Origin of the sequence: Siccirubricoccus deserti (assembly GCF_014283215.1) — a bacterium.
GTDB classification, from domain to species: Bacteria; Pseudomonadota; Alphaproteobacteria; order Acetobacterales; family Acetobacteraceae; genus Siccirubricoccus; species Siccirubricoccus deserti.
On record NZ_JACOMF010000083.1, the window covers coordinates 1 to 10720 of the forward strand.

At 63.0% G+C, this 10720-nt stretch carries 6 protein-coding genes and 1 pseudogene; 4 read left to right on the forward strand and 3 right to left on the reverse strand.

Features of this window, described 5'->3' with window-relative positions; translation table 11 throughout:
* Positions 1 to 512, forward strand: a 512-nt coding sequence (locus tag H7965_RS26535; protein WP_186773559.1) for an IS66 family transposase, incomplete at its 5' end; no start/stop codon positions are given.
* Between the two features lie 99 nt (positions 513 to 611).
* Here H7965_RS26535 and H7965_RS26540 read toward each other — a convergent pair.
* On the reverse strand, positions 612 to 1826 hold the full coding sequence (locus H7965_RS26540; protein WP_186773560.1) for a hypothetical protein: 1215 nt from the start codon (positions 1824 to 1826) through the stop codon (positions 612 to 614).
* Positions 1827 to 2001: 175 nt separating this feature from the next.
* On the opposite strand from H7965_RS26540, the gene H7965_RS26545 reads away from it, so the two are divergent.
* Positions 2002 to 3081 (forward strand): IS630 family transposase, encoded by a 1080-nt coding sequence (locus tag H7965_RS26545; RefSeq protein ID WP_186773561.1) that lies wholly within the window; start codon positions 2002 to 2004, stop codon positions 3079 to 3081.
* Here the strand turns inward: H7965_RS26545 and H7965_RS26550 are convergent.
* Both H7965_RS26550 and H7965_RS26555 read right to left on the reverse strand, forming a co-directional pair.
* Entirely contained in the window at positions 3078 to 5672 is a 2595-nt protein-coding gene (locus H7965_RS26550; RefSeq protein ID WP_186773562.1) for a glycosyltransferase, read from the reverse strand. The genes H7965_RS26545 and H7965_RS26550 overlap by 4 nt on opposite strands.
* A 6-nt stretch (positions 5673 to 5678) precedes the next feature.
* A complete protein-coding gene (locus tag H7965_RS26555; RefSeq protein WP_186773563.1) occupies positions 5679 to 7133 on the reverse strand; it encodes a DUF6212 domain-containing protein in 1455 nt (484 codons plus the stop codon).
* A 215-nt stretch (positions 7134 to 7348) separates the two neighbouring features.
* Between H7965_RS26555 and H7965_RS26560 the strand changes: the two genes are divergently transcribed.
* Together H7965_RS26560 and H7965_RS26565 are read left to right on the forward strand one after the other, a co-directional pair.
* Positions 7349 to 10204, forward strand: a complete 2856-nt coding sequence (locus tag H7965_RS26560; RefSeq protein ID WP_186773564.1) for a tetratricopeptide repeat protein — start codon at positions 7349 to 7351, stop codon at positions 10202 to 10204.
* A gap of 30 nt (positions 10205 to 10234) precedes the next feature.
* A pseudogene (locus H7965_RS26565) lies at positions 10235 to 10574 on the forward strand (transposase); the annotation flags it as partial.
* Between the last annotated feature and the right edge of the window lie 146 nt (positions 10575 to 10720).

A 10720-nucleotide genomic window follows, 5' to 3' on the forward strand; every position in this document is an offset into this window, starting at 1 on the left:
ACCGCTACGCGGCGCAGCAGGGCCACGGCTTGGCCCAGCAGACCTGCCTGGCACACCTGGCGCGCGACGTGGCGTATGCACTTGAGGCCAGCGACGACCCAGTGCCGTTCCGGCTCAAGCTCTGGCTGGGCTCAGCCTTCGACCTGGCCGACGCCGCCGCAGGTCTTGCCGCCTCTACCCTGGCCGCCAAGCGGCGGGCACTCGAGCGCAGGCTGGACGCGATCCTGGCAACCCCCAGCGGCTGCGAGCTGACGCGGGCGCTGCAAGCGAAGCTGCGGCGAGCGCGCGACCAGCTGCTGACCTTTGTCGACTGGCCTGGCCAGGTCGGGGCGACGAACAACGCCTGCGAGCGCGACCTCCGTCCCGCCGTGATCCAACGCAAGGTCACCAACGGTTATCGTGCGATGTGGGCCGCTCAGGGCGAGGCGGACGTGCGCACCGTGGTCGACACCGCCCGCCTCGCGCCGAACACCAGCGTCTTTGGCACCATCCTGACGACTGTCACGGCCTGACTGCTACGCCGCAGAAGTCAGAGGGGGTGGAAAATTACGCATCACCAGCGTCGAATTAGAACCCACGATTCCATACAATATCAAAATGCTCTAGCCAATTCAGTCTTTGGGTCCCGTCAGCCGCTGATACCAACCATTCAGCTTATCTATCGGAACGTTTGATTTGTGTACCCTGGAAAGGTAACGCTCAGGGACCAGCACAACCAAATGGTCCAGGTTGCCAAATTCGATAAGCTCGAGGTTTAAGGCAAGATTTTTGACATAATGCACTTCACTGGCCGTTTCTGCAAAGATTGGCGCGATCATACCCGCCGTAGAAGATCCAAAAATTGCAATCCGACGCTCCGGAACAAATGGATTTTTATACGTTATATGATTATTTCTAACGTCATGAACTGTTGCACGTGACTTTAATACCCTAGCTTCATACCCCGAGACATTCTGGAATTCAGGCATAATCTGCGCCAGATCACCTTCAAAGACAACATGGTGGAAATAAATTGCTTCAAAGTCCAGTATAGTATCCTTAGGGATTGAAAGTCTCTGTGCGATAGATTGATAAGTTAAAAACGCTCCGAGTCCGTTAAGATGAGTGTCGTTTTTAAGAAATTTATACTGATCTACGAACTGACGTGTTAGACAATCCGCTGTGTATAGAACGGATTGCCGTGCACTTTTGTCTACAGCACGGATAACGGATAAGGCTGGCCGGTTAGGTGACAAGGTTAGACCCAGCGTGGCTGACTCTACGCTCTCCTTTGATGCCGCTATGCAAAAAACAAAAGTGTAGTCGAGCTTGCGGCCGTATAGTGAGCATGTCTCGATCAATCTTGACCAGTAATCAGCTACACTTGCATCAAGGGTTTTGCCCTGATAAATGTATGTTGACTGTTCGTTAACGCCGTTATGCAAATAAAGGCGACCATCAGTACGCAAAATTGCTTTGTCAAATACGCGAGCGGAATTCGTAAGTTTTTCAGCGTTTGTCTCTAAAATAATTCTTCTTGCGTCCTCCGATACCTGAACACGGGTTCGCTGCGTGCCAGATTCTGCAAAGATATCGAGAGCTCGATCGTTGAAGGCAATTGTCCATAGCTGCTGGACTAGCATGCAGGGCGGGAGCGAAAGGGCGAAGCCACAGCGGCCGCCGCGTACGGTGGGAAGGTCCTCGCGTATTTGATCGCAACGACACTCGACTAATACAGCATCACCTTGGTAAATGCGAACGACCACGTCATGATCTAAATTAGCCATGTTGGCAGCCCAGCCCCCAAGTTGATGAGGCCCAATCCAATCGAGGAATGCAACAATCATTGTTTAGCTCCATGCCGATATTTGCATGCATACTGATAAAGGTTCGATAGGATATACTTGAAGCCTCTGGAAGGCTCAAGCGGCAACTTTAGGCCGCTTACTACGCGAAACGCTCCTAGTGGTTTGGTCGACGTTGATGATTCCCATGCTGGCCCAGACCTGCGAGTCTGGGTGCATGAGGGAAGGCGTTGAGGTCCGGCTCCGCCCGGGCGATCGGGAGCGGCTCGAAGGTGTAGTCTCCGACCGCAAGAGCCCGCAGCACCACGTTTGGCGGGCGCGGATCGTGCTGCTGACCGCCGACGGCGCGGGCACGATGGCGATCCGGGCAGCCACGGGGAAGGGCAAGCCGACGGTCTGGCGCTGGCAGGCGCGCTACATGCGGGACGGCGCCGATGGCCTGTTCCGGGACGCGCCGCGGGGCCGCGCCTTCGCCGCTGCCTCGCCAGAGCAGGTCGCCGCTGTCGTCCAGCGCACCCTGCACGACGACCCACCAGCGGCGACGCACTGGACGTTGCGCTCGATGGCCAAGGCGAGCGGCTTGGCGCCGTCCACCATCCACCGCATCTGGCATGAGCACGGCCTGAAGCCGCACCGGGTGGAGACCTTCAAGCTCTCGAACGATCCGAAATTCGTCGAGAAGGTCCGCGACATCGTCGGGCTCTACATCAACCCGCCCGAGCACGCGCTGGTGCTCTCGGTGGACGAGAAAAGCCAGATCCAGGCGCTCGACCGCACCCAGCCTGGGCTGCCGATGAAGCGTGGCCGGGGCGCTACCATGACGCACAACTACAAGCGCCACGGCACGACGACGCTGTTTGCTGCGCTCGACGTGAAGGCGGGCACGGTGATCAGCCAGTGCATGCTGCGCCACCGCGCCGCCGAGTTCATCCGCTTCCTGCGCCTGATCGACAAGCAGACCCCGGCCGACCTCGACCTGCACCTGATCCTCGACAACTACGCCGCCCACAAGACCGAGGCCGTGAAGCGCTGGCTGGCCCGGCACCTGCGCTTCCACGTCCACTTTACGCCGACCTCGGCCTCCTGGATCAACGCCGTCAAGGGTCTGTTCGCCACGCTCACCAAGAGGCGGCTGAAGCGCGGCGTCTTCCGCTCCGTCATCGAGCTGAACCAGGCGATCCGGGACTACCTCGACGCCCACAACGCCGACCCAAAGCCCTTCCGCTGGACCGCTCCCGCCGACACCATCATCGCCAAGCACCACCGCGGGAAACGTCTGCTGGAATCACTCCACTAGCTCGACGCCCACTCGATGAACTCTGCAAAGCCTTGTCGCCAGTCGCAGCCATCCGCGGTTGCGATCGCGCCCTGCAGCAGCGACTGCCGCAGCTCAGGGTCGGCCAACGTCCGGATGTGCTCCACGAAGCCTGTGACGATCTCCTCGTCGCTGCTGCCCTCCACGATCAGGCCGTCGGAGCCTGACGCGATCTGCTCCGACACCGCGCCGACTTCCACCGCTAGCGGAATCGAGCCGACATACTGCGCCTCCCGCACCACCAGGGGCGCCCCCTCCCAGCGCGAGGGCAGCAGCGTGGCGTCGGACCAGTGCAGGTGCTTCACCACGTCATTGGCGCTGAACACGGGTGGCAGCACCTCAGCGTATTTCGCCAGGCGGCTGGCCCAGTTGTCCTGTCCGTCCTTGATCAGCTCACCACCGACGATCCGCGCGGTGTAAGGCACGCCCGCCTCGGCGAGGCGCTGCAGGACGCTATGCAGGCGGTCAATGCCCTTCTGAACATCCAGCCGGCCAATGTAGAGCAGCCGGAGAGGCCCGGGCCGGGGCCGGCCGCGCTCGGCTCGAAGCGTCGTTAACGCCGCCGGGTCCAAGCTGAAGCCGGGGCCGTTGACCACGGCGAAGATCTTGCCGCCGGCCACGCCGAAGCCCATGAGGTAACGCTTGAGCACGTCCGAACATGTGATGAAGACGTCGTAGGCGTGCTCGAAGGCTATTCCGGCGTATGGCTGGCCCGCCGGGCGACCCAATGGCGTGTGGTCCACCACGTGCAGGTAGCAGGCGGTGCGCGTGCCCTCCGCCCGGAGCCGCCCCATTAGCGGGTGCGCGGCCATAACGTGGTTGTTCACCACCAAGTCGAACCCCGAGAGCTGGCCCTTCAGCAGCTTCCAATCGACGTCGGGGTTGTCGTCCAGGAAGTCGTGCCCAATGAAGCGCCGGTCGCTGCCCCACTGGGGTAGCCGGTCGTCCCAGATGTGCACGAAGTCGAAGTGGCGGTCGAAGGTGTCGAGCACTGCCATCGAGCTGGAGCCGAGGACGAAAACATGAGTCTCATATCCCGCCTCCTTCAGAGCGCGGGCCGCTGCATAGGCTACCTTCTCTGCCCCGCCGAATGAGGCTATGGGAGTCAAAATCGCGGCCGTGGGACGCCGCTCCGGCTGCGGACCAAGCGGCAGCACCGGGGCGCCGTCCACCTCCCGCCGCAGCTCGAGGTGCATGTCCTGACCGGCACGCAGTATGGAATGCCGCCAGGTCCAGCGCTTGGCCTGGCTTTGGCGGAAGACGCTGCCGGCTACGGTCTCGGCGAAGCTCACCAATGCCTGCTCGGGCGACGCGAGCCGGGCGCCCCGGCGTGTCCTGCTCAGCGCGAAGCGCACCGTCAGCGTCGCTGAGGTGGGCCAGACCTGCCGCGACGATATGGACCGGAACCAATCGACCGCGTTGTTGCCGACGACATCGTCCAGCAGAGCGGTACGCAGCGCCACGAGATCAGCCAGCCGCTCGCGTACGAGGCCCGATTCATGCTTGCTGGAGGCGATCGAGATCTGCTCACTGTCGTTAAACAGATCAACGTAGACGACGTTCGTCTGCTCAGCCAACACCTCCAGCCGTGAGAGGATGGTCGGCATCAGGCGGGACTCCCGAAGCACTCTGAGGGTGGGGAGGGTGCAGCACAGCAGGAACGGCGGGAAGTGGTAGTTGTCAGGCTCCGCACGCGCTGCCCAATATCGCTGAACGGCGTCCGAGATATCGAGCGCCTCAGGCTCGGCACGAGGGTCGCTCAGGAGTTGGACCTGGCCGGAATCAGCCAGGAGCAGGCCGTACCGGGGGGCGTCCTTGTGTTCGAGACCCACTAGGCGGTCGCGCCGATAGAGAGTCGCGTGGCGTTTGCGGAGGAAACGCACGGAGCTGGCGCGATTCCGGTTCGCTTCTTTGAAACGACTCTCGGCGCGCAGCCTGTACTCGAAGGCGGCGCCGGGGCAGCGCGAGCCCGAGAACCCGGCCTTAATGCAGGCCAGCCAGAAGTCCCAGTCCTCGAATCCGTTCTCGCGGCTTGTATCAAACCGGATACCGCGCCGGAACACCTTGGCATCCACCAGGGAGCCGGTGTCGCAAATATTGTCTGTGATGCAGTGGGCGAGCTTGGAGTAACGGTCGCCGTAGTGGCCGGTCCAGTTTACCTGAAAGGCGTCTATGTTGGTAAAGACCCAGTCGGCGCCCGTCTCGGCCCGGTGCCGCCAGAGCTTGCCCAGGGTCTCGGGAAGGACCCGGTTGTCGGCGTCCAGGAAGTACACCGCAACTAAGTCCGGGAAGGACTCAAGGACGAAGTCGATCGCGCGGTTTCGCGCGCCTCCCGGCCCGGCATTCTCGGCAAAGATGATGTGTAGGGCGTCGTCGTTTGCCGCCTCGGCGGCCAGAATCTCAAAGATCTCTTGCTGCGGGTCGCCGTCGACGGAGACGACGATCTGCACCTTGGGACCGAATGGCGTGCTGCGGCGTACTGAGTGGATGGCTTCCGCCACCAACCCGGCATGCCCGTACATCGGGAGGACGACCGCAAGGGTGCCTTCGAACTGCTCTGCCGCGTCGTACATACTGTGTTAGCCCCTTGGTGTGAACTGGCGGGCCATGCGAACTTCGGTGAAGTGTAGCCAAGAGAAGTCGACCTGCGACGCTGCTGGCATGCTAACCAGCAGCAAATCGCGGGGACCATGGGCGCCGTCTGTGACGGAAAGGTGAACGGTTGTACCCCCGTCGCCGCCAGTCACCTGCCTCCATCCAGAGAACCCGCCGAACGCGGCCTCGGCGGTGACGGGCGGTAACGCAGTGACTTGGTCCCGGATCGGCTGCTCTGGGTCCAGCACCAGCATCGCGGCGTAGGCCGGCATACCGTTTGGATGTGCTATCCAGACCTTCGACTGCACCCATTGCGTGCCGACCGGCACCGCCCCACGCATCACAGCGCAGGTGGGGCCGTGCAGTTGCGGGTGGCAGACGACGGAGGCTTCATGCGGCAGGTACTGCACGAGGGGATAGTCTATACCCGGCCCGATTTCAGTGCAGAGTTCGACGGTCTCGAGCACCTGTTCGGGCAGCCGGAAGACTGCCAGGCTCGGCGCGCCGCTGGCCGCCACCGTGGCCAGCATGTTCAGCACGCCGTCGGGACGCACCCCGGGGATTCCTGCGTAGAGGCGGAAGGCAAGAGGACGGCACTCGATGTCTGGATGCGGGCGTTGGGCCTTCGCTGCGAACACCTCCTGCGCGAGGAACTGGCCCACGGAAGGCTCCGGGGCTCCCTCACCGTCCGCGTCGAGGTGAAGCCGCAGCGAACGAGCGGCATTGGGGAGGGCGCGAGGAAGCACGAAGTAGTTCCACCCCTCTCCCACCTGCGCACTGGCAACGATCCATTCGCCGACAATCGCCTCATCCTCGACACATTCGAGGCGGAGGCGTAGGCCTGAATGCCCGGTCCCGGTGGCGCGGATGTGCAGGGCGAAACCCGAAATGCCTGTGCTGGCCACGGGCAGCAGCTGGGTGATCCCGCCATCGACTAGTAGGTCCTCGATGCCTTCGTCGGCAGGGTCGGAGTACGGCTGGTGCTCGAACACGCAGGACACGGAGCGCATCGCTTGGGCGTTGAAGGTGTCCTCGAGTGCCCGGTAGTTCTCCAGGAGCTGATCGCGCTCACGCTTGATGTCGAGAAGTTGCGAGTTCAGATTGCTCGCGTACCGGGCGATCCTGGCAAGGGGCCCCGTGACCAACTCGGCGACGGCCACGGCGCCAGGCCCCATAACGTCGGGAAGGCGCAGCATGGGCAGCGGCGGCAGGGACCGCAAGGTCGCAAGCCGATTGCAGACCTCCTCCAGGTCTTCGGCCCCCGAGTCAGATGCGGCGACAGCAGCTAAGGGGAAGACGTTATTGAGGATCGGTGCCCCTTGCGGCGCTTGGTAGTGTACGAGATGTCCAAGCGGACCCGCTTCTAGCGCTTGTCTGTCGGCCTCGCTGGCAAGGAGGTAGAACTTGCTACCGACGCCGCCGCTCAGCTTCTTGAGCAACACAGCACCGGGGGCCTTAGAGAGCTTCGCCACTGCGCCACCTTTCGAACATCACTAGATGTTGAGCAGATAGCGAAATTCTCGTATTCAATCAATCGCGATTACGCTGCAGAGCAGCAGAGACGGCCGCTGACCTTGGCAATCGCGACATCGATTTCGGAATGTTTCCACATAGATATAAATGTGGCGAAAAATGAGCATCGTTCGAGGCGCACATGAGTAACAGTGAGGTTGAGCTGATCGCAGACCTTCGCCATCTACTGAATCGCGGCCAAGCGGCTGAGGCACTCCGCCGGTTCGATCTCGCGGACCTGCCGCAGCCGCTGACGAACGACGCATTGCTGATGCGGGCGAACATCCTTCGGGCACTTGGCGATCAAGCCGCCGTCCCGCTCTACTTTGAAGCGGTGCTCCGGGACCCAGGCTGCGTCGCCGCGCGCCTCGGCCTGGGCGTGATGGCCCGCCTTCGCGGGGACCGCAGGGCCGCGCGCACCTTCTTTCGGGTGGCAAGCATCGTCGCCCCAAACGACATCTGGCCCTTGGTCGAGTTGGCCGTGGAGCACCGCGAGGTAGGGGAGTTTGACGAGGCACGGGCGGCTGCGCTGAAAGCGGCCGAGCTGGCACCGCAAGCCGTCGCTCCACGCCTGCAGCTCGGTCTCCTGGCCCGCGCCCGAGGTAATGACACCGACGCACTGGAGCAACTCCAGGCGGCGGTCGCCTTCGCTCCAGAGGATCTTGGCGCCCGGCTTGAGCTGGCGCAGGAATGTCGCCGGACCGGCCAACTCGGGGCGTACGAGGAGCACCTCCAGGCGGCACGGCGCATCGCTCCCACTCACCCGATGCCAGTGCTCCAGCTCGGCCTGCTGGCGCGCCAGCGTGGCGACCGCAACACTGCGATGGCACTGCTGCGCGCCGCCGTCGAAGCCGATCCCTACGACCCTTGGGCAAGGCTGGAGTTGGCCCGTGAGCACCGCCACCTCGATGAGACCGGCACCGCGGTCAGAACATTGCGTGATGGATTGATATATCAACCCCGGAATGTGTTGATGCGTCTGGAGCTAGCGCGTTTTCTCCGGCTGTCTGGCGAGTTAGCGGAGGCCGAAGCCCTGCTCTCAGCCATCCTCCTCGAGCAGCCCGAGTACGCAGAGGCTCGATTCGAGTTAGTTGTCCTCCTCGCTGACCGAGGCGAGGCGGAGGAGGCCCAGGCGCGGCTGGCTGGGGTGCTGAAGCTCCAGCCGGACCATCTTTGGGCATGCGTGATCCAGTCGCAGCTAGCAAGCCGGACCGGGAACGCGGATGCGGCAGAGGCGTGGCTGCGCCGCGCGGCGGAAGCGCACCCGCTGGCGCCGGAACCGCTTCTGAGCCTTGCCGAGCTGACCTGGCGTGGCGGCCGCCCGGACGAGAGCGCGGCGTTACTAATGCGGCTTGACTCCCTCGTCCCGGCCGACCCGCGGCCATGGCTGATACGCGGCACCCAAGCAATGGAAGCGGAAGCACCGGCCGAGGCAGCGGCCCATTTCCTTGCAGCCCTGGACCGCAATTCCACCAGCGTGGCCGCCCGGGCAGGGTTGGTTGCCGCCCGCCTGGCAGAAGGGGAGCTCGACCCCGCATCGATCCTGGCCGGGGCGTCGGCCATCGTGTCCGAAGAGGCGCCGGACGTGCTCATCGCCCATGCACATGCGCTGCGCCAGCTGGGGTGGTGGCGGGAAGCGCTGGAACTGGTGTCCGCCGCACTCCAGCGCGGCGCGTTCCCTAAGCAGCTGGTGCCCATGGTGGTGCGGCTGCGCCTTATGCTGGAAGGGCCGGAGGCTGCGGCGGAAGCATTGCAGGCGTACCGGCCGGCTACGGCAGAACAACGGGCGGAGGAGGCGCTCCTGCGCGGATTGATCGCTGCCGAGGCGGAAGCGCTGGACGACGCGGCGGCCCACTACGCCAAGGGCCTTGCCCTCAATCCGCACCATACCAGTCTGCACCAGGAGGCAGCCCGCACCGCACTACTGCGTCTTGATCTCGTTGCAGCACGCAAGCACCTTCTTGCGGTTGCAGAGCAAGGTCGGTCTGCCCGCCGACGCACCGGGCGCAGCTCCAACATCAGCCAGTCGCTCGCCGGCCAGCTACTGGACGAACTGGCCCTTGATACGGTATTGGCAACACATCTTCGGGAGCTACGTTCATTGCCAGCGGCTAAACGGCTGGCGCCTGTGGCTGCTTTGGTTCTTGCCAACCCGGACAACACCGGTCCCGCGATGCAACTGCTGCTGGCCAATCGCGAGGTCGGCTCAGCAGCTGTCGCATTGCCTACCACTAAGAGCCCGTTTGAAAAGGTCCGACTACCACAAGGTCATGGGCCAAGCATGGCCAGCGGCACGCTATGCCGTGCATCCGGAGACCCTTTTCAAACGGGTTCTAAGGACAGCATTCCACGGCGCATTTGCCAATACTGGGACACAGCGGATCCGCCGGCTGATGTGCAGGTGCTGATGGCTTCATGGCGTGAGCACAATCCTAATTTTTCTATTGAATATTTCGATGATAGAACCGCCCATAGCTTCCTATTAAAGCATTGTCCCCTGACCGTTGCTCAGGCTTTCCTGCGCTGTCGGGAGCCGGCAATGCGTAGCGACCTCTTCCGCTTGGTATGGCTTGCTCAGCGCGGCGGCCTTTACGTGGACGCCGATGATCGGTGCTTGGCACCGGTCGAAGGTTTGCTGTCGAGCAGCGGCTCGGTGCTTCTCTACGTCGAGGACTTCGCGACCATCGGCAACAACCTGTTAGGCGCGATGCCAGGACATCCGGTTTTTTGTACGGCACTGGCGTGGGCAGTGGAGGCCATTCACCGGGGTGACCGGGATCTTGTCTGGCTCTGCACCGGCCCTGGTCTTTTGACGCGGGTCATCGCCAAGCTGTTGGCTGAAGGGACCCTGGGACCTGATGTGACGATTCTACCGCGCCATAGGGTGCACCCGTTCGTCGCCATGCATTGCCGGACAAGCTATAAGGCACGCCGACTTCACTGGATGGATCGGAGTGGAACGCACCCCATTTCGACCGGACACCCGGTGCACCCCTGAGGGCCTAGGTGGAAGCCTAGGCGTGCGCCCATGTCGAAGCCCACTGAGCGCGTCGAAGTCATCACCGGCCGGGAGCGCCGGAGGCGCTACACTGCCGAGGAGAAGGTGCGGCTGGTCGAGGAGACGCCCCGGCATGATGGTTTCGGCCGTCGCTCGGCTCCAGGGCGTCTCCCCCAGCCTCCTGTTCGGGTGGATGCGGCGCATGGCCGAAGGTGGCCTCGAGGCTGTCAGGGCGGACGAGGACGTGGTCCCGGCCAGCCGGGTCCGCGAGCTCGAGGCCAAGGTCCGCGAGCTGGAGCGCCTGCTCGGCCGCAAGACGATGGAGGCCGAGATCCGCCGTGATGCGCTGGACCAGACCCGCCCCAAAAGATGAACCGTCCCGGGTTTGTCGGCAACTGTAATCAGGTTGCGGTGTCGAGTCGGTAGTTTGTTCCGCTAGAAACCATGGCATTGAGTGTGACGAGGAGCTTGCGAGCCGTGGCGGTCAGGGTGGCCTTCACTGACTTGCCTGCGGCC